The following is a 26,140-nucleotide window of genomic DNA, read 5'->3' on the forward strand; positions in this document are numbered from 1 at the left end:
TGAAGCCTCATACTGACGGCCTTTTCTCGCATTCGGAGGTTCTGCGATGTGGAATTCCCTACCCAGCCGACTCGTCGTGACGGCCCTTTGCGCCGCCGCGCTCGGGGCATGCGGCGACATCACGGTCCCGGAGACGCCATCGCCGGCGCTCAATGCTGCTCAGGCGCCGGAAGCCACCAACCTGCAGTTCGGCGACTTCGCGCTGCACATACCAGCGAACGTGCACCATGTGCGCGGCATCGTGCTGGCGCTCGGCGGGCCCGACACCCGTGGATTTGCCGTCGGTACTTCGTTTCGCGCCCCACCGCTGGTTGAGCCGCTATTGCAGGACCTCGGTGCCCGGTTCCGTGAGCTGGCTGCCGAGCGCGGTTTGGCGATCCTCGGCGCCGGGCGGTTCGGACCGACGGCGTACCCCAACGTACCGGCGAGCGACCTGGCACTTCTTGCTGCCCTCGAGCAGGCCGCCGTGTTGACCGGCCGATCCGAACTCCGTGACGCGCCGATTCTGCTGTACGGCCTCTCGGGCGGGGGTCCTGAAGCGAGCGGATTCCTGCAGCGGAATCCCGAACGCGTCGCGGGGCTGTTCCTCAAAGTGCCGAGCGTCGTGGCGTCGTTGTCGGGCGAGGCCCTCAGCGTGCCGGCGTACATGGTGCTCGCGGAGTTGGATGTGGTCGTCAACAATCCAATGCTGCGCGCATCGTTTGCGTCGCTCCGTAGCGCCGGCGCGCCGTGGGCAATGGCCGTCGAGCCTGGCGTGCCGCACAACTCACTCTCACTGGCGCAGCGCGAGCTTACGGTTGACTGGATGCGCGCCGTACTGCCGCTCGGACACGCAGGCCCGTTCCGGCAGACCTCGCCACAGGTCGGATTCCTCGGCGATCCCGCCAACGGCCAGGTCGCTCCGAGTCATGCCTTCACCGGCGACCTCGCGGCGTCGAGCTGGTTCCCGAAGCGACCGCTGGCCACACAGTGGTCAGCGTTCATCGGAAGGTAAAGCGCCGTATCGCCGCCGAAACCGGCTCGCGGGCGGCGGCAGTCTGGATGGGTTTGAAGTATTTGGGGGCGGGCGCCGGTGCGATGGCGCGATTCGTACGCGCGAAGGATTGCGGGTCACCAACAATCTCCAGCCGATTGCCGCTCCCCCGGAACTGCGCCGGGAGCTCGCCCAACGGCCCGCCCTCGTCGATGTACCGGTTCGACCTGCGTCCGCTCCCCGTCACGCCGCGGAGTTCAACACGTACCGTGTTGCGATCGCCCGGATGCAGGCGATCAATCTCGGCGGCGGCGCCGGTTAGGCGAAGGTCGGCGACGACGACCTTTCGCGCGGCGGGAATGCCCGCCGTGTTGTCCAAGGCGGTGGTGCCGTCGCCGTCTTCACAGGCCGGTGTGGAGATCGTGGTCCCGATCAGCTGCAGCTCGATGTGATTGTCGGTCGGTGCCGCGTTCAATGGTTCCGCGAAGAAACGGCGCCCGCCGGTGGCGATCACGCCGGTCGTGAATCCCTCCAGCCGGTCATTCACCGACTGCACTCGAAGCTGGTTTCTCGTGGTTGCCGGTAAACGAATGGGAATTGGGGCGCCCGAGCCTCCGGTGAAGTTCCATCCGAGCAACGGCGAGACGCAGGGGTCCATCCACTCGTTGCGATACAGGTTGCCGGTCGACACGAGATGCACGTTGGAATCATGCACCGCGTCCGGTCGGCTCACACCCCCATTGGCCTCGTTGCTCCCGCCGATCACGCTGCCGGCGATCTCGAGCCGGATGCCGCTCTCCGCCGCGAAGTTATACGCGAAGAAGCCACCACCTCCGGATGGCGAGCGAATAATGGAGCGGGTCATATGCACCGACACGACCGAACCTTCATGTGGTGCGGGTTCCTTCCCCATGTTCGGGTTCTGCGTGGTGACCCACAGCCCGCGGCCCAGTGCGCCAGAGGCGCCGATGGCCAGCGGATTCGCATTCACGATCACGGTCTCGATGATCGCGGCGTCTACGCTATCTCGCGGGCGCCGCGAGGCCACCGCAATCACATTGCCTGAGCGCCCCTCCAGATCGACGATCTCGAGTCCGCGAAGGGTCGTGCGGTGGCCGAGTGAGATGACGCTGCCGTCGCTGCTCTCCAGCATGCGAATGGTGGATCGCGTCGCGTCCGTGAAGCCGGTGGGCAGCGATTGCGCATCGAACTCCATCACGCCCGCTCCGATCAGCGTCATGCCGTCGGGGACGGTGATTGGACTCGACATGTCGTACGTGCCCGCGGCGAGGCGCACCGCACGGCCGGTGTTCACCGGATCCATGGCAGCTAGCAGCTGCGCGGCGGTACGGATGTCCGCCGTGTCGCGCACCCACGAGAGCACTGGCGCGCGGGCTGATTCGGCGCGCGTCAAATCGACGCGGTCCGCGCGGAATTTGATGCCCCACGACGCGCCGCCAATTGCCACGAGTACGACCGCTCCGGCCGGGAGCAGTGCCGCCCGAACCCGCCGTCGTCGCACACTTCGGCTCCAGAATGGCGCACGGTGACGTACCGACGCACCGGACTGGAGCGCCTCAAGGTCGGCGAGCAGCGCCCCGGAGGATTGATACCTTGCCGCAGGGTCTTTCTGCATCAGCGCGCCGATCAGATTGTCGATCGCGGGGGTCAGCGCGCGATTCACCTCTGACGGACGTCGCGGCTCCTCGTGCAGCACGGCGTGCAGAATCGCGACTTCGTGCTCGCCGCGGAACGGGAGCGTCCCTGTCAGCATCTCGTACAACATCACGCCCACCGCCCACATGTCCGCTCTCGCATCAACAGGGCGTCGCCGGACTTGCTCGGGCGCGACGTAGCCGATGGTACCGAGGGTCATGCGCGATTTCGTGAGATTGACGTCGCGTATCTTGGCCAGGCCGAAGTCGAGAATCTTCACCGAGCCATCAACCAGCAGCATCAGGTTTCCCGGCTTGAGATCGCGATGGACGATCCCCACCTCGTGCGCGGCGACGAGTCCGCACGTCACCTGCCGCACGATCTCGATTGCTTCGTCCGTCGCCAGCGCACCGGTGCGATCGAGACGGTCCCGCAGTGTTTCGCCGGAGTACAGCGGCATGGCCAGGAAGACACCGTGCTCACTCTCGCCGATTTCGTGAATGCTGCAGAGATTGGGGTGATCGAGCGACGCGACGGATCGCGCTTCGTTGACAAAACGCTCCTGCCCCGCGCGATCGAGCTGCTCCTGCGGCAGCGGAAACTTGAGGGCGACGGTGCGCCCGAGCTGCACATCTTGTGCGGCATACACGACACCCATACCGCCAGCCGCCACGAAATCCGTGATGCGGAAATGCGACACGACGTGCCCCACGATGCCCAACGGATCACGGGAGTTCGCGACCGCCGCGGGCACGGCGTGCAGCGATCCAAAGCTGTAGTCGCGAAGCGCGTCCTCCGCGCGCGAGTCGGCGTCGAGTAGCCGCGCGACCGCCGCGTACAAAGTGACGTCGTCTTGCTTCAGCTCCTGTAACCGTGCGCCGCGCACCGCCGGATCCAGGTCCACCAACTCGTCGAACGCGGCGCGGGCCCGTTGCCAGAGTGCGCGTTCGGGAATCATGCGCCGCGCAACTCGGTGGCCAGCCACGCTCGCGCGGAGCGCAGGTCCCGCTTCACCGTCGCGAGCGAGCAATCCATTGCGGCGGCGACCTCCTCGAGTGTGAGGCCGCCGAAGTAGCGCTGCTCGACCATACGCGCCTGTCGCTCGTCGAGCTGCTCGAGCCTCGTCAGCGCGGCATCCAATTCCATCACTTTGTCGATATCCAGCTCACCAATCAGGACATCCTCATGGAGCTCTTCGAGCGCGACCCCGCCCCCACGTTTGGTGGAGGCGCGCGCTCGCGCATGATCCACGAGCACGTGTCGCATGGCGCGTGACGCAATCGCCAGAAAATGCTCCCGATCCTGCACCGGTATGTCCGAGTCCACGAGGCGCAGATAGGCCTCATGGACGAGGCCAGTCGTGTTGAGCGACCGTTCGGCTGGCGAGGCGCGCAGTCGTTGGCGTGCGAGCGTGCGCAGCTCCGCGTACACCGAGCGGACTACCTGATCGAGGCCGTCCTTCCCGTCCGCTGCCGTGTCGCGCGGAAGGTCGGTGAAATCGCGCATCTCCATTGGGTATGGACGTCCGGAGAGATAGTAGCGGTGGGGAGACTGCAGAGACTCCGTCGTGAATATGCAGCGCTGCTGGCCGAGTGGCTACGACACGTCGCGGACGCATCGACGGCGACGAGGCGACACCACATTCAGGTCAGAACCAAAAGGCGTGGGACGACGAAAAACTCGGATCGTGCGTGAAGAAGCGGTCCACCGGCAGCGCGTCTGACGGGAATTCGAAGTCCCCACGCGAGCCTAGCGCGGCGCCGGTTGGTGTCGGCTCGGCCGTGGTCAGGCCGGAGTTCCAATCGGGCGTCGTCACGCCCAGCAGCCAGCGTACGAAGAAGTCGTTGCGTTTGCGTGTGCCTTGGGCGCCGGTGGCCCCATGGCCGCCATTGGGCACCACCAGCAGATCAAAGTCCTTGCCGGCGCGGATCAGCGCGTCGGCCACTTGCAGTGTGGACGACGGATCGACGTTGGTATCGAGCTCACCGACGGTGAGGTAGAGATGGCCTTTCAGGTTCTTGGCTGCGCCGACGTTGGAATTGCTGTCGTAGTGTGCGCCCATCTCGCCCATCCACGCTTCGTTCCACCAGATCTTGTCCATGCGATTGTCGTGGCATCCGGAGTTTGCCACGGCGACATCGTAGAACTCCGGGAAGAAGAACACCGCACCGGCCGCGTTCTGACCACCGGCGGACGTGCCGTAGATCCCCACGCGATCGGTGTCGTACCACGCGTACTTCGTGTTGATCGCCTTGTGCCACACGATGCGATCGGGGAAGCCGGCATCCTTGAGGTTCTTCCACGCCACGTCATGGAATTGCTTCGAGCGATTGCTCGTTCCCATGCCATCGACCTGCGCCAGTACGAAACCGAGTTCCGCCGTGGCCGAGAGATTCTGACCGCCCCCCCAGGCTTTCGGGACATGATTGTCATGGGGCCCGGCGTAGATCTGCTCGATCACCGGGTATTTCTTCTTCGCGTCGAACGTTACCGGACGCACGATAAATCCCCAGATGTCCGTTGTGCCGTCACGGCCTTTCGCGACAAACACCTCCGGCGCGCGAAATCCGACCTTCACCGCCGCCGACATGTCGCCCTTCTCCAGCACGAGCGTGCGGCGGTCGTCGGCGCGCTTGAGCTCCACCACCGGTGGCATGTCGACCCGCGAGTACATGTCGATGTAGAACGTGCGATCGGGCGACCAGGTGATCGCGTGCGTACCGTTGGCTTCGGTGTACGCGACCAACCCCGTGCCATCGAAATTGATGCGATAAAAGTGCACGAAGTACGGGTCCTGCCCCGCGTTCATGCCACTGGCGCGGAAGAAGATCTGACGATTCGCCGCATCTACGCTGTCCACCCCGCGCATCACCCATTCGCCCTTCGTGATCTGGTTCTTCACCCGACCCGTTCGGCCGTCCATCAGATACAGGTGATTCCAGCCGTCGCGTTCGGATACCCACAACAGGTCATCGCCCGTGTAGCTGTTGCACGCGCCGCCGCCCTGTACCAGACGACAATTGGAGCCAAGGTCGTGTATGAAGTTGTGGCCGGCATCGCTATACATGAAGAAGCTCTTCGTCACCTCATCGACCATCGGCCGCACGGCGCCCGTATTCGCATCGACCTCGAGCACGCGGTACGTCATATGACCGCGCTGGTTGTAGTGAAATGCGTAGGCTCCATTGTCCTTGCGCCACACCGGCCGCGAGATCGCATACGGATTCGAAAACAGCGCCCGGTCGATCAGGATCTGACGCTTGGTTTCAACGTCGAAAATCGATGGCTGATTGGTGGCCAGCACATCACCCGGCTTCGCGTAGTTCGATGCGAAGCCGCCAAGGCTGCGCGTATTCTCGGTTTTGGGCTGCAGCTGATCGGTGGGCGACGAGCGCACGAACGTGACCATGCGGTTGTAGCCCGGCACCTGTCGATACGCCACCAGCTTTCTCGAATCGGGCGACCATACGATCGAATTCTGCACGTACGCATCGCCTTCCGACCCATCGGTACTCAGCAGCGTGTAGTTCGGTATCGCGTTCGGCGCAGCGTCGGAAACGAGCGCACTACGGATCGCGATGTTGTAGTTCTGCACGAAGGCCACCAGGCGGCAATCGGGCGAGTGCACGCCGACATTCTCGGCCGGCTGCCCCTGCGCTGCACCGCCGCCACCTTGTCCCTGCGTCGCACCGCTGCAGCGGGCAGTGCCTCCGCGTGCCGCTGCCGCGCGATCACCTCCTCCACCGCCGTTTGCCACCGCGCCGCCTTCGCCTGTCGTGGCGCCACCGATACGCGTGCACGCCTCGCCGTTCACCGCGCAGCGATAGCGACCGTCGCTCGCATTCCCTTCGATCGCGGTACCGTTCTCTGCGAACACCACCGACGGAAACGGCAGCGTGATGTCGGTATAGCGCTGGCCGCTGGCGGCGGAGAGTCCCGCGGCGACCGCGGCGTGATCGAACGCGGGCTGTTTGCTCCAGTGATCGGCATCGACCTTCACGAACCGGTGGCCGCCCGGTACCGAGACGCGATAGACGGCCTGGTTGGACCGGCCGATCCACGACAGGCCCGACGTGATTCCGGTGGTGAGGTTGGCAAACCGCTGGTTGATCGCAGCGGCTCGGCGATAGTCGGCGAGCGTACCCTGCGCGCTGACGACGCGGGTGGCGACCGACAACGCGACCGTCAGGGTCGAGAGCAGCTTCGCGCGCCGGATGGCACGTGAAGCAGGATGGTGCAGCGTCATCGAATCTCCTGTCTGGCTGTTGTCGCGTCGACCCGTGGCCACCGCGTGACGGGGCACTGACGGTTCGAGTTGGCGTACGCACGGCGGCTCTGCGCAAAGCATATACAGTTTCGGAAGCGCTGGCTTGAAACAAAACGACGCGCTGGCTCGCTCGTACATGACGCGGGCATTGGCGCATCAAGCCGAATTCGCGGCGGTGCGAAATGTCCGTCCATCACACACCGGTAATCCTTATGGCCAAGCTCGCCCTGTTCGTGCGGTTGCACGCGAAGTCCGGCCAGGAAACTGCGCTCGCCGACTTCCTCGCCAGCGCTCTACCCCTCGCCAACTCCGAGTCCGGTACCACGTCTTGGTTCGCGCTGCGTTTCGACGCATCCACTTTCGGCATCTTCGACACGTTCGACAACGACCAAGCTCGGCAGGCCCACCTGGGCGGCCCGATTGCAGCGGCGCTGATGGCCAACGCCGAGGCGCTGCTGAGTGAGCCGCGGAAGATTGAGATGGTCGAGGTGATGGCGGCCAAGCTTCCGGGATAACTTGCCTATCGCCCCGGCGCGCTGACCACGGCAGCTCGCAGTTCTCCGCACCGATGTCGCATGCCGCGGGCGGCGGCATCGGGATACGAGAGGTAGGTCACGGAGAGCGAGTCGGCGTGGGTGCGCGCCCGCGCATAGGCTCGCTCGCACTCCGCCGCGTTCCGTACGGCGTGAATCGGCCCCAGCGCCAGTCGTGTCGCCAGCACGCCGAGCAACAGCACCACGGCCGCACCGGCCGTAAATCGCATGGCGGTGTTCATCGCGCCACCGCCAAAATCTCGCGCGCCGCGCGCTCGCCCGATTCCACGGCGCCCTCGAGGTAGCCCTGCGCATCGATCGACGTGTGCTCGCCGCAGAAGTGGCAGCTACCTACGACCTCGCCCTCGGCTCCGGCGAATCTCGTATACTGACCCACCCGGTAGTACGAGTACGACCCCAACGACCACGGATTACGCGGCCAGTCGTCGAACGTGCTCACCCCAGTGTATGCTGCGGTGAGTCCCGGCATCACCGGCTCGATACGCGTGAGAAATTCTGTCGCGAGCGCTGATGACAGCCGCCCGCTCTGCGCACCGGTCACGTTGCCTCCTGTGTAGTTGACCAGGATGCCTTTGGCACCGGGCTGCGCACGCGTCACCTCCCACGTCGCCTGGTAGCCGCGATCGCTGAAGCTGTCGCCATTCCCGCCGAGGGTGCGCCAATGCCGTGTGTTGAATTGCAGCGCGAGTTTAGCGTTGCGACCCATGCCGAGTTCCGCAATGGCGCGACGCTTCACCTCGGGAAAGTTGGCACCACCGATGTCTACGCGTTCCCGTAACACCGAGAACGGCAACGCCAGCACGACGCGGTCGGCCAGCACCGGCGCACCACCATCAAAATCGAGCGTCCATCGTGATCCCGTCGCGCGCACTGCGATGAGCGCGCGCGACGTCTCGACCTGACCGCTCAATCCCGCCGCCATGCGCGCGACGAGCTGGTCGTTGCCGCCGCGTACCTTGGACTTTTCGTTGGACGGGCCGAACAGTCGCAGCTGTCCCTGTCCGACGCCGCCGAGCAGATACACGAGGTTGAGGGCGGCCTGGTCGGTGCTCTCTGCGCCGTATTCGATGTTGTAGGCCACATCGAGCAGCTTTCCGACGCGCGAGCTCATGCCACCGGGGACGCGCGTGGCGATCCAGTCGCGAATGCTCAGCGCGTCGAGCTCACGGCCGCGCGCGGTGGACTGCGTGTAGAGTGTCGGATAGCCCGCTTCGACGTAGTCGCGCTTGAGTGGCTGCCACACAGCTTTGAGGTCTTCCACCGCTTGCCGGTAGCTATAGGGCGCGCCGTCGAACCAGAGCTGCAGCTCGGTGCCGTTAGCCTCCGCGGCGAGCACGTTGTCCAACACGAGTCCCAGCTCCTGTGCCAAGTGCCGGATCGCGGTGTGCCCTTGGTCGATCAACTCACCGCCGTGCTCCGCGATCTGTGCGCCGAAGCCGGCGCGGTTTGACCAGCAACGCCCGCCGAGGCGCGTATTCGCTTCGTACACCGTGGCGGCGATGCCCTGCGCCTTCAAACGCCAGGCGCAGGTGAGGCCGGCGAGCCCGGCGCCGATCACCACCACCCGTTCCGTGCTCGTAGTCTTCGAACCGCGTAGCGTGGGCGCAATTCCTGTGGGCGACAGGTCGCGACAGCCCGCCACGAGGGCGCCCGTGGTGAGCCCGGCGGCGCCGACAAAGGCACGTCGCGTGAAGGTGCGACCGGCGATCGACCGCTCTCCCTCCCCCTTCGGCGGTGAACCGCTGTTCGCGGCCTCGGCGAGCGCGTCCGACAGGAATTGCAGCAGGGGTGTTCGCATGGCGGGGATCGGTGAGGGCGCGGGAGAGCGAGGGCGGCGGGCCGTCCATCTCCCGAAACGATGCGGCGAAATCACGTGCGGCGCGAGCTCATCCGCGAGTGAAGGGCGCTAGCGCAGAGCGGCCGGATGCTCAGTGCTCATTCCCCGGAGCACATTGTGGACGACCGAAGCCCATATTCATGCCCCTCATGAGCCAGAGGCTTGGCACCACGCACCACGCACCACGCACCACGCGCCACGCGCCACGCGCCACGCACCGACCTTCCGGCGCATCAGCACCAGGTCAGGCGGAGGGGAGTCGTCCCCGCCCATGGCATACCGAAGACGTCGATCGTCGTGAGGACATACGCGGTCGAGTCGTTCACCTCGACAGCCGCGAGGACGGACCGCGTAAACAGCGAGAACGTGCGCAGCGAGTCGGCGCTCGCCTGAGCACACTTGAGCTTCGCGACGGCGCGGCGCCAGGTGGCGTTGGGGTCCTGCGCTTCAAGCCAACGCACCGCGCCCTCTGCCGGTGTGAGCGCCTCGAGCGCGCGCAGCGACGTGATGCCGATGAAGTCCTGGGAGAAGTCGTCAAACGGCCGAGTCGCGCCGTAGCGACGCATTCTCTCGACCTGCCACTCCGCGACCGCGCACGGCATCGTCGAGTCCTGCGCCATCCGTGTCTCGACCGACATCGGTAGCTGCGCTCGGTTCATGCGGGCCACGTCCACCCGTTCCCGAAGGAGCCGCGCGAACGCGTCCATGTCGAGATACGCCGCAGCGCTCGCCCAACGCTCCGTGCGATTCGCGGCGTAGAAGCTGTCGGCCGCCGCCTTTGGTGCCAATGGGGTCTGGGCGTGTGCCTGAACCGCTGCGGTAGAAACCGCCGTGAAGATTACCAGCGCCAGCCATGTCCATTTCATAGTGCCCCCGTCGATTTGACGATTCAGCCCTGCGCTCCAATCCCGCAACGCCCCACAACATGACGTAAAGCTGAGCGGACATCTACACAAACCTGAAGCGCCCATCGTCTGCACAAGACGACGGGCGCTCTTCACCACGTTACGCGCGGCCTCGTGGACCCGGCCTGAGCGCTCTGATGATGAGCAACAACACCACGGCGCCAACAAACGCGACGGTGATGGTCGCGATGATGCCACTGAACGGTAGCGAGACACCGAGTGTGGCAAAGAGCCAGCCACCTATGACGGCACCGACGATACCAACGATGATGTCACCGATCAATCCGTACCCGATGCCGCCTACCACCGCGCTGGCCAACAAGCCGGCAACGAGTCCAACGACGATCCACGTAACAATGTCCATGCAGCACTCCGTGAGCCTGAGTCAAAAGCCGATACCGCAGTAGAGCGCACCCTGAGCAACCGCGCGCCCATCTCGCGAACCGGCATAAAAGCGGTAGCCTGTCGGTCGGACGCATCCAACGATGCGACTCTCTGCCGCGGCGGTCAATAGTACGAAGCGGGTTCAGTGCATGAATCGCGCCGTCACCAAGCGCAACTACGACCGGCAGCGGCACATACAGGGGCGGCGATTCCTCCGCGCCCAGACGCCGCCAAGGAGCCGCTGGGTCATTCGACCCGGGCCGCCCGACGCGCGGGAATGCACATTCTGCTCTGTCTGCCGAATCCCATTTTCCGGCTCGTCCCAGTCCTGGTCCTCACCCGGATCTCATGTGCTCCGCTGCCCTGCCCCAGTCGCCCGACCCGCTCCTCCCCGATCCCGACACGCTCGCCCCCGACCAGCTGCGTGACGCGCATCGGCTGCTGGCGGAGTCCAGCCGTTACGCCTTGCAAGGTGACGGTGGCACTCGAACGTGCGTCGCGAATCGGCACAATCGAAGTTGATGTGGTCGAAGCCAGCGTACAGGCCGATGGCCTCATGGCCACGCCGATATCGAGCCCGCATTCGAATGCATTCTTCGCACCTACCGTCGCCGTCGGCGACGTCGATCAACGCTGGCGTTGGCTTGCTATTGTACGCGGCGTCAATGTGACGCTCGACGATCCGCAACTCCACGGCCCGCTGAATGCAATCGTGCTCGTGTCGCGTCAGGCGGCATCGGAAGCGGCCTACGACGGCGACAAACGAGCGTGGTACGACGAAACTTTGGACCGGTGGCTTGTTCGCTCTTCTCGTGCTCGTTCGTTAGTCCTAATAACCGTGCACCTTGCTCGACACGCTCGCCGAGACATGCGGCGAGCGTATCGAGGCCGGTACGCCACCCGCATCGTCACGGAGATTGTGGCCCCATCGGCGGCAGGCGCCGCAGCCACTGTTCACAGGTCGGCGCTGGCTCGCGCCGCGGAAACTTCGGAAGCTGCTTCAGTTCCGTGGGCTCTCCGAACTTGAAGTATTGCACCATGTCGAAGAAACAGGAGAAGGGAACGGTGGGCATCATCACCACCTGGTAGCCCTCTGCACGCCGCTGCTGTCCAGGGACATTGGCCAGTGTATTGAACGCGTCGAACAGACGCGCAAAGCGCAGGGGCCCGGCATCCCAAGGATCGACGCCGAGGTCGAATATCATGTTGGCCACCGTTTCGCGCGCCTGTGGATCGTTACCCGCGACGAACACCGTGGCGCGCATCTTCGTGAGCAGCGGGTCCATGAAGTAGACGATGTTCGGCAAGTTGATCCGAACCACGCGCATGGTCAGGTGCCGAGACTGTATGCGCTCCGCTTTCGCACTGTCGGATGTGAGTTCCTGGTAGCCATCCGGCGCCAGCTTCTTGTCGCCGCCGCTCACGTCGATGACGACTTTGCCGCTCAGGTCACCCAACGTGCCCGCGACGTCAACGACTACTTCACCGGGGACCGCGAGGACGACCACTGGCGCCCGTGACGCCGCCTCGCGCTGACTGACCGCCGACGCGTTGGGCCCAGATTTCTGCACCAAGGCACGCACCACATCACGACCGGGGTCACGACTGCCGTAGATCACGCGATACCCGTGGGACCCCAGTGCCGGTCCGAGGGCGCCGGCGAGCGTGCCCGTGCCGATGATCGCGACGACCCCCTTCTCCGCTACGGGCGCCGGAGGGTTTTCGGCGGGGGCCTTTTCCGCAGGAGCCTTGTCGGCAGGAGGGGTTCCACAGGCTGACGCGATGGCCAATGCGGCGAGCACGATGTCGCGAAATTGGCGCGGTCGACGCATGCGAAGACGTGTGGGCATTTGAGTGGAGTCTCTTGGTGTTGGGGACCCTGGCTTCCGGCGCGATCAGGCACCTGGCGAACACAACTTTCCGACGTCCGGGCAACGCTCTTCATTAAGCTGCACCGAAATGTCTCGGTCAGCGAGCGCGGCCGGTCGTTGAACGTCTCGACCGCGCTGGAATGCAACGTGTCACGTGGCGCTCGTCAACGCGGGTGGGTTCGGATGGCGCTCGAGCTAAGACGCCGCCGTAGGCACCGCGAACTCCGCCTTGTAGTCCGGCGCGTACTGCGCGAAGCTACGTGGCACTTGGCCGGCGATGGTCTGGACGCTGTCGGTCATGCGCTCCGAGTAGCCCAGACGGAAGTACTCGAGAATCACCGAGGCCACGGCCGCAATGTCACGGGCGTCTACGAAACTCCCCTTCGCTTTGGCGACCGGTAGAAGAATCGCATTGGCCTGGACAGACAGCGCGCCAACGTGGCCTCCTCCATGTCCTGGGGCGCGTGACGGGCCGCCCACCACAGGTATGTGGCGCGTTCGCGCTGTGCGTTTGCGTTACGTGGTGGCGTCGCCCGTAAGAATATCGCTCAACGTGTTGCGATCGATGTTTCCACCGGACACGACACACACCACGTTACCCGAGCCGGCCTTCCCGGCGAGCGCCGCCGCCACCGATGACGCGCCGGCGCCCTCCGACACCACGCGATTGCGTTCCACGAGCAAGCGCACCGCCGCCTCGACGTCGTGGAGCGATACCACGCACGATCCATCCAGCAGCGCCTTCGCGCGCGGCCACATGTCGTCGAGCACGCGACTACTGCCGATGCCATCGACAAAGCTCGGCGTGTAGGTGATCGTCGTCGGTTCACCCGCCTGCAATGCGGCCGCGAGTGCTGCCGAGGTCTCCACCTCACTCGCCAGCGTCTTCGCCCCGGGACGTAGCGCGCGCAGGGCGGTCGCGATACCGCAAGCCAGCCCGCCTCCGCCATACGGAACGACCACGGTGTCCACGTCGGGAAGATCCTCGAGAATCTCCAGCCCGATCGTGCCATTCCCCGCCATTACGCGCGGATCGCTCACCGGATGGATGAACAGCCCGTCCATGCCGGCGTACCGATGCGAAGTCATCACCTGCCACCATTCGGCAAACGGCACGCGGATCACGTCTCCGCCGAGTCGGCGAATGGCATCGAGCTTCGTTTGCGGCGCGTGGTCCGGCACCACGGCGGTGCATGACACGCCGCGTTCGCGCGCCATCCACGCCACACCCTGTGCCATGTTCCCGGCGCTGCAGGTGTACACGCCGCGCGCGAGCTCGGCCTCCGTGGCCATCGCGATCGCGTTCGCGGCGCCGCGAATCTTGAAGGCGCCGATCGGCTGCAAGTTCTCCAACTTGAGCCAGATCTCTCGCGGCGCGCCGTTGTAGTCGAGTGGTACATGCAGTCGCACCAACGGCGTGCGTACCGCCGCGCCGCGCACGCGATCGCGCGCCGCCTCGATGTGAGCCAGCGTGAGATCGGCGAACATTGGCTCGCTCACCGCCTGCCGCCCAGATGCACCGTCACGCCACGTCCAGTCGCTCTCGCCTGCGCGTACACATGCTGCGCTGCCGCGATGTCTTCGACGGCTAATCCGAGGGACTTGAACAGCGTGATCTCGGCAGCGTCACGTCGCCCCGGCAGCACGCCGCGCAGCACGTCGCCGAGCTCACCCACGATGTGCGCCTCGGTGATGGCACCCTCGCGAAGGGGGAAGAGATAGTCGCCCGCCTCGTTGATGGTCGACTCCTTACGATCGACGAACAGGCGAGACGCGACAACCGCCGCCGTATCAAGCTCGCGCGCAAAGGCGACGCTCGATCCCACGGCGTTGACGTGCGCGCCGGGTGCGATCCAGGCGCCTTTGAGAATCGGCGCACGAGATGCCGTGGTGGTGCAGATGATGTCCGCGCCCTGTACCGCGTCGCGTACCGACGGCATCGCCTCGACCTGCACCCCGAACCGTTGCGCCGCCCACGTGGCGAAGGCGTCGACATGCGCGCGCGTGCGGCTCCACGCGCGTACGCGTCGAATGGGGCGTGCGACCAGCATCGCTTCGAGATGCGTGCGCGCCTGCGTACCGGCACCCAGGATCGCGAGATCGCCCGCGTCTTCACGCGCGAGGGCCTGCGTGGCGACGCCGCTCACAGCGGCGGTGCGAATGGCGGTGATCTCAGACGCATCCGCAATCGCGATCAGCTGCCCATGCTGCGTTTCGTGCAGCAGCACGGCACCAATGTGCGACTCCAGCCCGGCCGCATGATTCCCGGAGAACACGCTCACCGCCTTCAGCCCCATTACGCCGACTCCGGGCAGCCATCCGGGCATGACGCCGAGGACGCCTGTCTGTTCCGGACCGCGCATGACCGAGCGGAGCGGCTGCACGGCGTCACCAACGGCCAGCGCCTTCAGCGTGTCGCGCATGACGTGCATGCACGCCTCCATCGGCAGGCACTCGCGAACGTCCTGCTGGCTGAGGATGAGGGTCATGCCGGAAGCTACGCCGGCATGGATATTGGAAACAGGGGACAGGCTGCGGTGATGTCGCGGTCGATGTCGGGAGACTTCGAGGCCGAGTGCAACGCGGGTGAATACGTCCGACCGATTCGCGTGCGGTGATAAACTGGTCGCGGACGGCACAGACTCGACGGGGGCACCCTGATTGGTGCCCCCGTCGTACGACCGACTATAGCAGCGCGGTAGTCCGCACCACCCGACGGCAGGTCAGCAACCCAGCGTTTCCTGCACGAACAGCGACTGCACATAGAGCTGGTTCGCATAGCCCAGCGGAATGCCGTCCCCAGCGTGTGCCAGAAGCGTCGCCTCGAACCCCTTCATGGGACCGCATGCCGCCGTGGGTTTGCCGCGCGCCACCGCGTTCGCCGCGGCGTCGAGCGTGGCCGTGAGTCCGGCCACGAGCTCCGGTTCGATTGGACCATTGACGACCGCGTCGCGGAGCTGCGACAACGGGTCGGCAGTGCCGACCTCGGTCGCGGCGCCCAACACAGGAACGACTGACGGATGGGCCCCTGCGGTAGCGGGTCCGGCGACCGCGATAAGCGCGCCGACGAGAACGAGATGGCGGATAACGACCGAACGGAACATGACGGAATCTCCTGTGATGTTGAGTGAGGGAACTCCGCAACATGTCGAGCGCCGTCGCGGCAGGCGATGCCTGCATGTTGTAAAACGATGCGTCACGGTTGCGCATTGGCGCGCCGCCATCGACGCCGACGCGCTTCACGTCGACGCCTCGGTGCGCAAGACTGCGTCAGTCTCTGGCTCGCGACTCCGCCCAGCAACATCAGTCCCACCGACATCAATACGACGGTCGAGGGCTCAGGCACCGTGGTCGTCACGCTCGTCAGTTCGACACCGCCGGTCCAGCCGACGCTGCTGGATGCACCGGCTCCGGTCATTTGATGCGTATAACTCAGACGAGCCGTCAGGAGGGGCGGGCTGATCGGTGCGAAGATATTGGTCTTGTCGCCGGGCGGACAGGCAATGCTGGACACGACGGTGAGCGTGCACGCCCCCGTGCCGACATCCACTCCAAGCGAACCACCATTCGTGGATCCTGACAGATACGCTGAATACGAACCGGGCTGACCGTCCCACTCGCTCCATTGGCACCAGCAGGCGCCGCGAGTGACAGGTTCTCAGTGAAGTAGCTGTGTGCGGTATTGTAGGGCCCACCAATGACCGGCGACGAGAAGAGGGCATCAAACGTGGTCTTCTGCGGCGACGCGAACTTGCCGTCCGCGGCCAGGGTATCCGACGAGGTTTGGCCGCCGGCAGTACCAACGCGAGATTACATCGCTGGCGCTTCGGTGTCTGAGGCGAAGCCGATGAATACGAACCACACGCTGCCGTCGACGAGGGCCTCGCGCGGGACCTCCCGGAGCGCGGCTTCATACAGTGCGGGTTCGTAGCGTACTTCCCCGAGCTGAATCTGGGCCGGTAGATAGGACGTGCCGTCGGCGGCGCGAACGGTCAGCTGTCGCTCCCAAGGCACACCGGCAACCGCTTCCGGCGACATTGGCTCGAGCGCCACCGGCCCGGGGTTGGTGACTCGCGTTGCGCCGCGTTGCTCCCGCTCGGCTACGATGTCGACTTCAACGGCACTTTGCTGAACGCCGATGCCGAACTCCCGTGGCCAGACGGTTTGCCAAACGCCATCCAGCGCAGCGCCCTCTGGCGCAGGGACGAGAAATGCGAAGAGCGATGGCGGTCTTGAGCGCGATGGTGGCCGCTCCTCCGCCGAACTGGCGCGCACTCGGAGTTCTCCGAGTTGCTGATTGCCACGCCACAGGGTCAGGGTCATCGATCGTCCTCTCGGGGACGCATTGCGCACTGTATGGATACTGACCGCACTCGAACATGCCGTTCGCGTGACAGCGGCGAGTTGAATTGCCTGAACTCTCCGCCCTGACCGTTCAGGTACCTAATGTACTGAACATCGCGAAGGCCTTTTGCTAAGGTCGTGGCTGCCACCGCTGACCACCACCGATGCCTTTCCACGGCGCCAGGTGGTGGCCCACGGGCTGTCGCGTTCTCCTCGTCGAAGCCCTTCGGGTCAGCAGCCCGGATTGGTCGCCAGAATCAACGCAGATGGTCCAGTCACGCCAAGGTAGGTCACCGTGAGGATGGTGGGCGTATTCCCGGGATTGTACGCCGCGTGCACGTGTCCCTGACCCCGATCAACGAACGAGGGTTTCGGTTGGCTCGGGTCGACGGCGTTGTACGTTCGGGCCTCGCACGTCTCGCCGTCTACGAACACCAGTGTTCCGGAGGTCACGGTGACCATGGCCGGTCCGGGATGCGTGTGCCATGGGATGGAACTGTTAGGCTGGACGGTAACGCGCGCGAGCACCATGTCCGACGGGTCCGTCACGTGCGCGACCTCGGTGGCATGGCCGTCCTTGATCCGGAATTGCACGTTCAATTCGTCCACGAAGCGGCCGCGACTGAGCACCTCTGACGCGAAGCCGCGAGGGGGCAACTGCACGGGCGCGGCACTGCTCCCAGGGCGGGACGAAGCGCGTACCAATGCCACTGACGGGGTATCAGCCGATCGGACGGCCGTCGGCGCGTCGTCGCGGCAGGCAGTCATCGTGATCGCGCCGACGCTCACAAGGGCGGCAGCGGTGGCGAGAAAGGAAGGACGCATATGGTTCTCCAAAAGTGGTTCGTCGGTAAACTCCACCGGCGAATGCAGGTGGTCACTCAGGAGAAGCCGAAAAGCCGGCAATATGGGATCATCGATCTTGCCGGAACTTTACGCGGGGCCAATCTTGCGGAGTGGATTCGCCTATTCCGACTCCGAGCGCGCACGAGGCCCTTCCGGATCTCTTCACCGCCACCTACGAGGCGCTACGTCGGGTAGCGCACCGGCATCTGCGGCAGGAGACCACGGGGCACACGCTGAATACCACCGGGCTGGTGCACGAGGCGTATCTCGAACTAGCCGCACTCGAGCATATTCGATGGCCCTCGCGAGCCTATGTGCTGTCGGCGGCCTCACAGGCCATGCGTCGCATTCTGATCGACTACGCCGTCGCCCGACGAGCGCAAAAACGCGGCAGCGGCGCGGTCGCCGTACCGCTCGATGACGCCGTTGCCCTCGCGGTGTCGCGAAGCGACGACCTGCTGGCGTTGGATGAAGCGCTCGAGCGACTGGGGGCGCGCAACGTCCGTACGGCCCGCGTGGTCGAGTGCCGATTTTATGGAGGCATGAGCGTCGACGAAACGGCGGAGGCGCTCGAGCTGTCTACGGCTACGGTGAAGCGCGAATGGGCAGTAGCGCGTGCGTTTCTGAATCGCGAGCTCTCGCCGTGATCGAAAAATTGCCGACTGGCGAATGGCAGCGCGTCGAAGCGGTGCTCGGCGGCGCGCTCGAGCGCACCGGTTTGGCTCGTCGCGAGTTCATTGACCAGGCGTGCACGGGTGACGAAGCACTTCGGCGTGAAGTGACATCACTGCTTGCCGCCCACGATCGGACCGGAGCCGTTGATGCGCTGGCGGCCGACATTGCGCCGCTCGCGGCCGGCCTTCGCATTGATGGTACCAGCCCGGGCGACGGCGAGAATGATCACGAAACCCGTTCGCTGGTTGGTCGCACGATCACGCAATACCGAATTATTTCGCGTTTAGGTCACGGTGGCATGGGCGTCGTGTACGAGGCCTTCGACACGCGACTCCAGCGACCGGTCGCGCTCAAGTTCCTCTCACCGCACCTGACCCACGATCGTCACGCACAACGTCGCTTCGAAACGGAGGCGCGGGCGGCCGCGGCGCTCGACCATCCAAACATCTGTTCTGTATCCGAGATCGGCACCACGGACGGCGGCGAGCGCTTTCTCGTGATGCCGCTCTGCATCGGCGAAACGCTGCACGAACGGATCGCGCGCGGGCCTCTGGACATCCCTGATGCCGTCGAGATCGCGGTTCAGATCTCTCGTGGGCTCGCGAAGGCGCACGACGCGGGGATCGTCCATCGTGATATCAAGCCGTCGAATCTGTTCATCACGCACGATGGCGTGGTGAAGATTCTCGATTTCGGCATCGCGAAGCTGTTGGATCAGGCGATCGTGCTGACTGGTGGGGGATTGCTTGGGACGCCGGCCTACATGAGTCCGGAGCAGGTGCGCGGCGAACGCATCGATGCCGGCACGGACGTTTGGGCCGTAGGCGTGGTGCTGTATGAAATGCTCACCGGCGAACGTCCGTTTCACGCCCGCGGCGCCGCGCTCCTCGCACGGATTGCGCACGCTGAACCGGCTCCATTGCCAAACTTTCGCGCCGACCTTCCAGACGCGCTCGATACGCTGATCCGACGAGCGCTCTCGAAGAAGCGGGCAGACCGACCGTCGTCCATGCGCGACATCGAACGCGAATTGGTAGCGCTGGGCGTAGGGGCGAGCAGCACGCTCCACGTCGAAGGCACGGGCGCTGACGTGCGACGCCCGGTACGAGCGCGACGCTTCCGACGATCCGTGATGCTTGGCGCGGGTGCACTCGTGACATTGGCCGCGATATCGGGCATCGTGTACCTGATGCGTCTCGCGCGCTAGCTCGTACCGCGCGGTTCCGCATGCGATGAGGCGTGCAGAACCCGAGGGCAATCGGCCAAAGCAGAGTTCCTCGCCGTCGTCGCTCTGGCCGTCAGCGTTGCTGTTGGCCGCGAACGAATCCCAGTTCCCACAGCAACAGTGCCCCGTCGGTGTCTCGAAAGCGATGCCATGTGACGCCGGTGCGAAACCCAATGGCGTTCCCGCGGAGCAGCACAGCGGCAACGCCCGCGTTCATGCCCGCGGTGCCTCCGCCGCCCCCGGCACCAAAGCCGCCGAGAAGGCTGAGGCCACCAGAGGGTAGCAGCAGCACTCGTGGAGATAGTGCCAGCGGCAGTGCGACACCGGCGCGAGCACCAAACGTGACAACCCCATTGCCGAGCAAGCGCGGCACCGTGCCGAGCGAGAGATCGGCACCCAGGCGGTTCACGCGGAACTGCGTGAAGTGAACCCCGAGTGTGAGCAGCTCCGCCGCAATCTCGCCGTCGTACGACGGCACACCCACCGAGGCGCCGAGCAGCCAATCAATGCGCTTCGCCTCGAGGGAGTCCTGCGCGAACAACTTGACTGGCGAGACGAGGAGCGGTGTAATCAGCAGTGCAATGCACATGACACTCACGCGCATGACCTAACCTCCGATGGCATTGGCCTAAACTACGAAGTGAGAAACGCTCCCGGACTCAGCCGGTGGAGAGAACGGAGTGAACGATCGTCATTACACACCCGATGCTGGTGCCTACGCGAGCCCGTCCGCGAGATACAGATCACTCAGTGCGCGATGCCACGTATTCGCGCGCGACCGACCGTCGGGCGTCACGCGAAAGCTGATCAGAGCCATGATGCCGGCGCCGTCGGTCGGCAGGATGTTGGCCCAGGCCGACTGTCGACCCGTTTCCGGGTCGAGCAGCCACACATCGCCCGGCTTCGCCGTCGCGTCGTCCGTTCCCAGGATGAGCACACCGTCGTTCACCCAGCCGATCAGCCTCGCGCCGCCCGCGGTGCCGGGAATCAGCCGCGACGTGGCTGTACTCGATGCGTTGGCCACGGAATGCAGTGTAATTCCCTGCCCCACGCCGCGCACTGCGACGGTCGCCCCGTCGGGTGACACCGCCCAGTCCTCGACGCCCTCCGGCGTCATGGGCACCGGCGTGCCGCCGCCGACGCTCAAGAGGTACAGACGCGGTGCTCGGCCCGATGTCATCGCCGACACGACAAGACCGACTCCGTCCGGGAGCCAGTGCGCACCAGTGAACAACAGTCCATTTCCGGGAATCCGACGCGTCTCGCCCGCACCGGTCGGCACCAGCTCGATATACGGCGCGGTTCCGCCCACGACGGTAGTGTACCCGGGGGTACAGAGCGCGAGACGCCCATCCGGCGAGAGCGCGAGTCCCTCACCCAATGCGAGGCGAACGGCAGGCGAGCCGTCGATTCGCCGCAGATACGCACCGCCATCTGGCCCGGCACCCTGCCCCGTCTCCGAGAACAGAATCACATCCCCGTCGCGCGAGATGTCCGCGGCCCACGAGGCGTCGAGCCACGACAGGTCACGGTCCGCAACATCGCCGGGCCGCCGGGCCACCAACACGGCGCGATCATCCGTTTGTGCGAGCAGCAAGCGGCCGTCCGGGAACGCGTCCCAGAGCGTCACGTTTCCCGGGAAACGCGCGACGACCCGCGGTGCGCCACCGACGGTGACTGCACGCAGCGCACGGAACAGCGGCCGGTCGTCGGACGCCGTGAACCAGATCTCGTCACCACGCCACGCGAGGCCGTGAATGTTGAGATATTCAGGCGTGAGTGACGTCACCTTGCCCGCGCGGTCGGTGACACGCACCCGCCCCACGAGCGAACCGGGTGACTGATACTGCACGAAGGCGATGCGCTGCGCGTCCGCCGCAATGCGCACGAAGCCGAGGCCCGTTGCTTCGCCCGTGCGCGGCTGCACCAGGGATCGGCCGATGGGGAATTCGAGTCGGTCGCGCCCATCGACGTTGCGAATAACCGCGAGCTCGGATCCATCCGGTGACCAGTCGGCGAACTTCACCTCGGTGATCAATTCGCGCGGCGCCCCACCCGCGAGCGGAACCCGCGCCAGCGTACCGTACGTGATGATTCCGTCGCGATGCGTGCCAAGTGCGACGGCCAGCTCGCCTGCTCGCGAAACCGCCAGCACGTTGGCGTCGGGCAGGTCGAGGGCACGAGACTCGGGTCCATCGACGCGTGTCGTGTGTACGCGGCACGCATCGCCATCCCAGAGCGCGCCGAACAGGATTGTCTGTCCGTCAGGTGCGACGCGCGCGGAACGCACGACGCCGCGGCGAAATGTGAGCCGGCGAAACGACGAGGTCGCTGCCGATGGGCGCAGGAACATGCCACCGCCGACTACCGACGTCGCGAGCAACACGCCAGCCGCCCCGTAGCCGATGGCCGCGCGACGGGACACCGCGCCGCGCGATCGGTCACCGGCGGCTGGATTTGCGTCCGGTGTCGATGATGCACGGCCGGCGTGGTCAGTGGACTCCGTGATATCGAGCGCGATTGCCAGGTCGTGCGCCGAGTGAAAGCGATCCTCAGGCGACTTCACCAGGCAGCGCTGCACGATGCGCGAGAACGTGAACGGCACCGAGGTCGGCAACACCGGCGCCTCGTCGCTGACCGTAGCGTTCATCGTCGCGACCGATGTCGCGCGCCGAAACGGCGGTGTTCCGGTCAGCATCTCGTGCAACACGACGCCGAGCGCGAAGATGTCGGCGCGTGCGTCGATGTTCTCACCGAGCAATTGCTCCGGGGCCATGTAACCCACCGTGCCGACGATCATGCCCGTCACCGTGAGGGACTCGGCCGCCGCGATGGTCGCCGTATCGGACCCGCTCACGCGCTTGGCGATACCGAAGTCGAGGATCTTGAGACGACGGTCGCGCGTGAGGAACAGGTTCTCGGGCTTGAGGTCGCGATGCACGATGCCGCGCGTATGTGCCGCCTCGAGTCCTGCCACGATCTGCGCCGCCAGCTGTGCGACCGTGCGCGCGGGCAGCGCCCCGTCGCGACACAGTCGGTCACGTATCGTCTCCCCGTCCAGCAGCTCTTAAACGATGTACGGCATGTCACCGGCACGGCCCACGTCGTATACCACCAGCAGATTCGGATGGTCGAGGGCGCCCACCGTACGCGCCTCGGATTCGAATCGACGCGCGAGCACCGGGTCGCTCACCATCGCCGCGGGAAGCGTCTTGATAGCAACGTGCCGACCAAGGCGCGGGTCGAGCGCGCGATACACGTGGCCCATTCCACCGCTGCCGATCAGGGCTTCGATCTGGTACGGGCCAAGGAGGGTTCCGGGCGTAAGCATGCTATCCATTGGACATATACGGCGACCCGAGTGGTGAGGAACGCTAAATTTACGTGTGGGTCAGGGGTAGGCCACAGGCGCGCAACACGCGCGAGCCATCACGTGGTTCGATGAATCGTGACACACGCGTTGAATCCATCCGTTGGCAAGACTCCGACACGCCAGGGGCGCCGTAGGGCCTTCATCAGATCGTCCGTCTGGAGGCGCGGCAACTGCGCCACCTGGGTCGGCGTCAGCACGCTGGCGACCGCCCGACGTTCCAACGCGAGCCCAAGCATGCTATCCACTTGGGCAACCGAGCTCCGTCCGATGTATCCGCACGAACTCGGCGGGCTTAGTCTGTTGCAAGGCGCTGGCCTGCATGGCGGCGAGCGGCTCTGGATCCAGCTGCGTCACCTGGGCGACGAGGGGGAATGGCACCGCGACGGCAACCAATAGGGTAAACAACACCAATGGGATTCGCATGCTCATGGTTGGCACTGGAGGGACACGGATGTCGCATCAGATCGCGCGCATCGCGCCTACAATTAACCTGGCGAGTGTTGCACCCGTACGTTAGACAACACGGCGGCGCGATCTAGACAGGTGAGATTCGAACGACAGACTTACTCGATGGTCAATGCCGATGAAGTCAATGATCCTCTGTACGTACCGAGAATGAGCCGGCACTCAGCCGCCCCGCTTGCCAGTTCGCCCACCGAGGCGCAGCTTCCCGCGCATGACTACGCGCGCTGACGTCGAGCAATTGCTGCGGCGGATTCCACTGTCCACACCAGCCGATCAAGGCGCTGCCTCGACCGTGCTGCAGATGTTCGTGTCGTTGCGGAATGCGGCCTTTGAAGGCGGAGGCATCGGGCTGCCGCCGGTGATGACGCCGTTCGCGATTCCCGACCTGATCCGGCAAATGCGGGAAGGCAACTACGTCGACGTCGCCTTGACGCTCATTGGCATTGCCGGAGATGCAGCGTCCGCGTTTGGATTCCTGGTGGCGGCCGCGACGGAACTGGGCACCATCCCTGCCCTTGGCGGATGGGCGTCGGCTGGCATTGTGGCCACCACGATCGGTGAAATCGCTGGCCCAGCGGGCATCGCGGCGGCGGTGTTGGTGGCCACCTTTCGCGTGCCGCAAGATGTGAGCGAGAACAACAAGAAGCTCTTCTTCATCGCCGATGCGAGCGGCATTCTGACGTCGTGGATCTTCAATCTCCCGAACATCAATCCACACGCGCGGCTGACGGCGCGCGCGCGCACCGGTGGCTACTTCCGCACCGACGTCTCCGAGGGGTGTCGCCTGGCGCATGATCGCGTGCATCAGCTGTGGCAGACCAACTATCGCGGCAACTCGACGGCGATCCGGGCCGCTCGCGAGTCGGCCCGGAACAGCTGGGAGCGATACTGGCGGCAAGTCGGCGACGCCCTCGAGCAGGGGCTCGTGCCGCTACCGCATGGCGTTGGCTCCGGATGGGTGAACGCCGAGATTGCTGATGCGAACCGGCGCAACCGCTCCGCGGCGCGCGCCGCGGACGAAGCGCGGTTGGCCGAAAGCAGACGGCGAGCAGCGGGCGGTTACTGGTTTCGCTCGCCCGAAGGGCTCGATTTGTTCATGCCCGACCCCTGAGTCAAAGCGCGCAACCCTGAGGGGCGTCGTCTATTTGCAGGAGAACGCCGACGCGTCGTCGGTGCTGCCAGTGCCGTTGTATCGGGCCGTCATCGGGTACGAACACAGTGGATGCGTGCGCACGACCTGACTACCACGAAGCTTTCGCGCGACGACCCGCGACGGCGCCTCGCCCTGTTCTACCCACGATCGAATGATGCCCGCGAAGTCCACGTCGTCGCATCCGCTTCCGCCTGCGCAGTGCAACACCCCGGGCATCATGAAGAGGCGCGTGAACGATGCGGCGTTTGGCGTGCGCGTCTGTACGGCTTTGAAATAGTCGATGGTGGCACGCGCGTTGAGCGCGGGGTCTGACCAGCCATGCGCCAGGAGCAACTTGCCGCCGCGTGCCTGGAAGGCCGACAGATCGGGATTCGTCGCCGACACGACCGCATCGACCTTGGCGCCGTCACGTCCCGCCCGTGCGAGATCGTATCCCAGCCATTTCCAGGTCGAGTCGCCGTATACGAAATACTTGAAGAACTCTGTGCCAAAGGCGCCCTGTACGGTGGGCGCACTCCCCGAGGTCAACGTGACCACGTCGGCGAGTGGTCCGGTGATCCACGCGCCCCATCCTTCCGGATCCGCCTCGTCTCCGTACGGCTGAGCGGGATACCGCAGCGTACCGGCGCGCAGTGGTGCGGTGATCGTCGTCAGCGCGGCCCGCTGCGCGCGGGTCACGCAGCCTTTCGACGTGAGATCGTTCGGGCACGCGGGCAGCGACGCCAGCCGCAGCGTGCAGGCGTCGGGATTCTCGAGACTGCCATCGCGCACGCCGTCGATCGCATCGCAGGTCTCGGTGACCTTCTGCGCCAGCAGCTCCAGCACGTCTGGGGTGACGATCGGTGACGTGACAGCGCCCGTCGGATACATCGCCTGCAAGTTGCGCACGAAGGTCGTCGCGATCTCGAGGAAATTGAGCGCGGGCGCAATGGCCACGATACCGTCGAAGTCGGCCGGGTACCGCTGCGCCTCCATCAGCGCCTGTCGTCCGCCGTTGGAACAGCCGATGAAGTAGGAATGCGAGATCGGGCGGCCATAGTAGGCAACGATCAGCGCCTTCGTGACTTCTGCGGTGCGGTGCACCGCGCGATGTCCGTAGTCGGCGATTCGTCGGTCGTTGTTCAAGGCCCAACCGGCGGTGAGGCTGTGGGCTTTGTGTCCTGCGTCGGTACCCACCGTCGCGTAGCCCTCGTGTACCGTCGACGCGAACTGGTTGTCCAGTTCTCCCGCAAATCCGCCGGCGCCTCCCATCAGGAAGCGTCCATTCCAGTCGTCGGGGAGCAGCGCCACGATGCGCGTCTCCTCGTCGACGGTGGCTTCCACGCGGCAGTGCGGCTTGCGGCCGAGAGCACGTAACGAGTCGTTGGGTTGCACGGCGCGCGCGGCCGTCACGCGCGCCGTGGGCAGCGCGACCTTGAGCGCCGCGGCGCAATCAAGGGCTGGCCTGCGTCGATCGGCAGGCACCGCCGGTGCCGTGACGGCCGCCTTCGCGTCCAGCGGCCGGGTAGAGGAGAGCAGCGCCACCGCGACGACAGCGCACAGCACACGACGAGGCTCAAGGGGACGCATGGGCGACTCCGGGGAGAGAGGGACTCAATGTGCTGCGCTCGGC

Annotated in this window: 24 protein-coding genes; 6 read left to right on the forward strand and 18 right to left on the reverse strand. The window is 65.3% G+C overall.

Annotation, left to right across the window (positions count from 1 at the left end; all coding sequences use genetic code 11):
- The first annotated feature begins 46 nt into the window (after positions 1-46).
- Complete coding sequence (locus RMP10_RS02485; protein ID WP_310568893.1) at positions 47-994, forward strand: hypothetical protein; 948 nt, start codon at positions 47-49, stop codon at positions 992-994.
- Here RMP10_RS02485 and RMP10_RS02490 read toward each other — a convergent pair.
- From RMP10_RS02490 to RMP10_RS02500, 3 genes are all read right to left on the reverse strand, one after another.
- On the reverse strand, positions 981-3,587 hold the full coding sequence (locus RMP10_RS02490) for a serine/threonine-protein kinase (protein ID WP_310568894.1): 2,607 nt from the start codon (positions 3,585-3,587) through the stop codon (positions 981-983). The two genes, RMP10_RS02485 and RMP10_RS02490, sit on opposite strands and share 14 nt — an antisense overlap.
- A complete protein-coding gene (locus tag RMP10_RS02495; protein WP_310568895.1) occupies positions 3,584-4,135 on the reverse strand; it encodes an ECF-type sigma factor in 552 nt (183 codons plus the stop codon). Before RMP10_RS02495 ends, RMP10_RS02490 begins: the two co-directional genes overlap by 4 nt.
- Positions 4,136-4,277: 142 nt before the next feature.
- Positions 4,278-6,875: a prolyl oligopeptidase family serine peptidase gene (locus RMP10_RS02500; protein WP_310568896.1), complete on the reverse strand. Its 2,598-nt coding sequence runs from the start codon at positions 6,873-6,875 to the stop codon at positions 4,278-4,280.
- Positions 6,876-7,108: 233 nt separating this feature from the next.
- On the opposite strand from RMP10_RS02500, the gene RMP10_RS02505 reads away from it, so the two are divergent.
- A complete protein-coding gene (locus RMP10_RS02505) occupies positions 7,109-7,411 on the forward strand; it encodes an antibiotic biosynthesis monooxygenase (RefSeq protein ID WP_310568897.1) in 303 nt (100 codons plus the stop codon).
- Between the two features lie 5 nt (positions 7,412-7,416).
- Here RMP10_RS02505 and RMP10_RS02510 read toward each other — a convergent pair whose 3' ends face one another.
- The 11 genes from RMP10_RS02510 to RMP10_RS02560 form a co-directional block, all read right to left on the reverse strand.
- Positions 7,417-7,671, reverse strand: coding sequence for a hypothetical protein (locus tag RMP10_RS02510; protein WP_310568898.1), 255 nt, complete (start codon positions 7,669-7,671; stop codon positions 7,417-7,419).
- A complete protein-coding gene (locus RMP10_RS02515) occupies positions 7,668-9,248 on the reverse strand; it encodes an FAD-dependent oxidoreductase (protein ID WP_310568899.1) in 1,581 nt (526 codons plus the stop codon). Before RMP10_RS02515 ends, RMP10_RS02510 begins: the two co-directional genes overlap by 4 nt.
- A gap of 272 nt (positions 9,249-9,520) precedes the next feature.
- Positions 9,521-10,153 (reverse strand): hypothetical protein, encoded by a 633-nt coding sequence (locus RMP10_RS02520; RefSeq protein ID WP_310568900.1) that lies wholly within the window; start codon positions 10,151-10,153, stop codon positions 9,521-9,523.
- Between the two features lie 139 nt (positions 10,154-10,292).
- The gene (locus tag RMP10_RS02525; RefSeq protein WP_309669002.1) at positions 10,293-10,556 is read right to left on the reverse strand and encodes a GlsB/YeaQ/YmgE family stress response membrane protein; all 264 of its coding nucleotides are present in this window, start codon (positions 10,554-10,556) and stop codon (positions 10,293-10,295) included.
- Between the two features lie 928 nt (positions 10,557-11,484).
- The gene (locus RMP10_RS02530) at positions 11,485-12,426 is read right to left on the reverse strand and encodes an NAD(P)-binding domain-containing protein (protein WP_310568901.1); all 942 of its coding nucleotides are present in this window, start codon (positions 12,424-12,426) and stop codon (positions 11,485-11,487) included.
- A 216-nt stretch (positions 12,427-12,642) separates the two neighbouring features.
- Positions 12,643-12,795 (reverse strand): hypothetical protein, encoded by a 153-nt coding sequence (locus RMP10_RS02535; protein ID WP_310568902.1) that lies wholly within the window; start codon positions 12,793-12,795, stop codon positions 12,643-12,645.
- 168 nt (positions 12,796-12,963) lie between these two features.
- Positions 12,964-13,947 carry a pyridoxal-phosphate dependent enzyme gene (locus RMP10_RS02540; protein WP_310568903.1) on the reverse strand — a complete coding sequence of 328 codons (984 nt, stop codon included), beginning with the start codon at positions 13,945-13,947 and terminating at the stop codon, positions 12,964-12,966.
- On the reverse strand, positions 13,944-14,936 hold the full coding sequence (locus RMP10_RS02545) for an ornithine cyclodeaminase family protein (RefSeq protein ID WP_310568904.1): 993 nt from the start codon (positions 14,934-14,936) through the stop codon (positions 13,944-13,946). The genes RMP10_RS02540 and RMP10_RS02545 overlap by 4 nt, the downstream gene beginning before the upstream one ends.
- A 234-nt stretch (positions 14,937-15,170) precedes the next feature.
- Positions 15,171-15,551 carry a hypothetical protein gene (locus tag RMP10_RS02550; RefSeq protein WP_310568905.1) on the reverse strand — a complete coding sequence of 127 codons (381 nt, stop codon included), beginning with the start codon at positions 15,549-15,551 and terminating at the stop codon, positions 15,171-15,173.
- A gap of 706 nt (positions 15,552-16,257) precedes the next feature.
- Positions 16,258-16,770, reverse strand: coding sequence for a hypothetical protein (locus RMP10_RS02555; protein WP_310568906.1), 513 nt, complete (start codon positions 16,768-16,770; stop codon positions 16,258-16,260).
- 252 nt (positions 16,771-17,022) lie between these two features.
- Positions 17,023-17,616: a hypothetical protein gene (locus RMP10_RS02560; RefSeq protein WP_310568907.1), complete on the reverse strand. Its 594-nt coding sequence runs from the start codon at positions 17,614-17,616 to the stop codon at positions 17,023-17,025.
- 131 nt (positions 17,617-17,747) lie between these two features.
- Between RMP10_RS02560 and RMP10_RS02565 the strand changes: the two genes are divergently transcribed.
- Positions 17,748-18,284 carry an ECF-type sigma factor gene (locus tag RMP10_RS02565; RefSeq protein WP_310568908.1) on the forward strand — a complete coding sequence of 179 codons (537 nt, stop codon included), beginning with the start codon at positions 17,748-17,750 and terminating at the stop codon, positions 18,282-18,284.
- A complete protein-coding gene (locus tag RMP10_RS02570) occupies positions 18,281-19,519 on the forward strand; it encodes a serine/threonine-protein kinase (protein WP_310568909.1) in 1,239 nt (412 codons plus the stop codon). The genes RMP10_RS02565 and RMP10_RS02570 overlap by 4 nt, the downstream gene beginning before the upstream one ends.
- 91 nt (positions 19,520-19,610) lie before the next feature.
- Here RMP10_RS02570 and RMP10_RS02575 read toward each other — a convergent pair whose 3' ends face one another.
- From RMP10_RS02575 to RMP10_RS02585, 3 genes are all read right to left on the reverse strand, one after another.
- The gene (locus RMP10_RS02575; protein ID WP_310568910.1) at positions 19,611-20,141 is read right to left on the reverse strand and encodes a hypothetical protein; all 531 of its coding nucleotides are present in this window, start codon (positions 20,139-20,141) and stop codon (positions 19,611-19,613) included.
- Between the two features lie 111 nt (positions 20,142-20,252).
- A complete protein-coding gene (locus tag RMP10_RS02580; protein WP_310568921.1) occupies positions 20,253-22,601 on the reverse strand; it encodes a protein kinase in 2,349 nt (782 codons plus the stop codon).
- A 3-nt stretch (positions 22,602-22,604) separates the two neighbouring features.
- A complete protein-coding gene (locus tag RMP10_RS02585) occupies positions 22,605-22,868 on the reverse strand; it encodes a hypothetical protein (protein WP_310568911.1) in 264 nt (87 codons plus the stop codon).
- A 276-nt stretch (positions 22,869-23,144) separates the two neighbouring features.
- On the opposite strand from RMP10_RS02585, the gene RMP10_RS02590 reads away from it, so the two are divergent.
- Together RMP10_RS02590 and RMP10_RS02595 are read left to right on the forward strand one after the other, a co-directional pair.
- Complete coding sequence (locus RMP10_RS02590) at positions 23,145-23,306, forward strand: hypothetical protein (RefSeq protein ID WP_310568912.1); 162 nt, start codon at positions 23,145-23,147, stop codon at positions 23,304-23,306.
- Between the two features lie 280 nt (positions 23,307-23,586).
- Positions 23,587-24,486, forward strand: a complete 900-nt coding sequence (locus RMP10_RS02595; protein WP_309669022.1) for a hypothetical protein — start codon at positions 23,587-23,589, stop codon at positions 24,484-24,486.
- A 30-nt stretch (positions 24,487-24,516) separates the two neighbouring features.
- Here RMP10_RS02595 and RMP10_RS02600 read toward each other — a convergent pair whose 3' ends face one another.
- Positions 24,517-26,097, reverse strand: a complete 1,581-nt coding sequence (locus RMP10_RS02600; RefSeq protein ID WP_310568913.1) for a tannase/feruloyl esterase family alpha/beta hydrolase — start codon at positions 26,095-26,097, stop codon at positions 24,517-24,519.
- Positions 26,098-26,140: the final 43 nt, after the last annotated feature.

Source organism: Gemmatimonas sp., from assembly GCF_031426495.1.
Lineage (GTDB): Bacteria > Gemmatimonadota > Gemmatimonadetes > Gemmatimonadales > Gemmatimonadaceae > Gemmatimonas.

Excerpts from the sequence above, each read along its gene's own strand:
- RMP10_RS02485 (WP_310568893.1), top strand. The coding sequence starts at position 47 with ATGTGGAATTCCCTACCCAGCCGACTCGTCGTGACGGCCCTTTGCGCC.
- RMP10_RS02560 (WP_310568907.1), bottom strand. The coding sequence starts at position 17,616 with ATGCGTCCTTCCTTTCTCGCCACCGCTGCCGCCCTTGTGAGCGTCGGC.
- RMP10_RS02520 (WP_310568900.1), bottom strand. The coding sequence starts at position 10,153 with ATGAAATGGACATGGCTGGCGCTGGTAATCTTCACGGCGGTTTCTACC.
- RMP10_RS02490 (WP_310568894.1), bottom strand. The coding sequence starts at position 3,587 with ATGATTCCCGAACGCGCACTCTGGCAACGGGCCCGCGCCGCGTTCGAC.
- RMP10_RS02545 (WP_310568904.1), bottom strand. The coding sequence starts at position 14,936 with ATGACCCTCATCCTCAGCCAGCAGGACGTTCGCGAGTGCCTGCCGATG.
- RMP10_RS02525 (WP_309669002.1), bottom strand. The coding sequence starts at position 10,556 with ATGGACATTGTTACGTGGATCGTCGTTGGACTCGTTGCCGGCTTGTTG.
- RMP10_RS02595 (WP_309669022.1), top strand. The coding sequence starts at position 23,587 with ATGACTACGCGCGCTGACGTCGAGCAATTGCTGCGGCGGATTCCACTG.
- RMP10_RS02530 (WP_310568901.1), bottom strand. The coding sequence starts at position 12,426 with ATGCCCACACGTCTTCGCATGCGTCGACCGCGCCAATTTCGCGACATC.
- RMP10_RS02585 (WP_310568911.1), bottom strand. The coding sequence starts at position 22,868 with ATGCTTACGCCCGGAACCCTCCTTGGCCCGTACCAGATCGAAGCCCTG.
- RMP10_RS02505 (WP_310568897.1), top strand. The coding sequence starts at position 7,109 with ATGGCCAAGCTCGCCCTGTTCGTGCGGTTGCACGCGAAGTCCGGCCAG.
- RMP10_RS02550 (WP_310568905.1), bottom strand. The coding sequence starts at position 15,551 with ATGTTCCGTTCGGTCGTTATCCGCCATCTCGTTCTCGTCGGCGCGCTT.
- RMP10_RS02510 (WP_310568898.1), bottom strand. The coding sequence starts at position 7,671 with ATGAACACCGCCATGCGATTTACGGCCGGTGCGGCCGTGGTGCTGTTG.
- RMP10_RS02575 (WP_310568910.1), bottom strand. The coding sequence starts at position 20,141 with ATGCGCGTGAGTGTCATGTGCATTGCACTGCTGATTACACCGCTCCTC.
- RMP10_RS02555 (WP_310568906.1), bottom strand. The coding sequence starts at position 16,770 with ATGACCCTGACCCTGTGGCGTGGCAATCAGCAACTCGGAGAACTCCGA.
- RMP10_RS02515 (WP_310568899.1), bottom strand. The coding sequence starts at position 9,248 with ATGCGAACACCCCTGCTGCAATTCCTGTCGGACGCGCTCGCCGAGGCC.
- RMP10_RS02590 (WP_310568912.1), top strand. The coding sequence starts at position 23,145 with ATGCTATCCACTTGGGCAACCGAGCTCCGTCCGATGTATCCGCACGAA.
- RMP10_RS02600 (WP_310568913.1), bottom strand. The coding sequence starts at position 26,097 with ATGCGTCCCCTTGAGCCTCGTCGTGTGCTGTGCGCTGTCGTCGCGGTG.
- RMP10_RS02495 (WP_310568895.1), bottom strand. The coding sequence starts at position 4,135 with ATGCGCGATTTCACCGACCTTCCGCGCGACACGGCAGCGGACGGGAAG.
- RMP10_RS02500 (WP_310568896.1), bottom strand. The coding sequence starts at position 6,875 with ATGACGCTGCACCATCCTGCTTCACGTGCCATCCGGCGCGCGAAGCTG.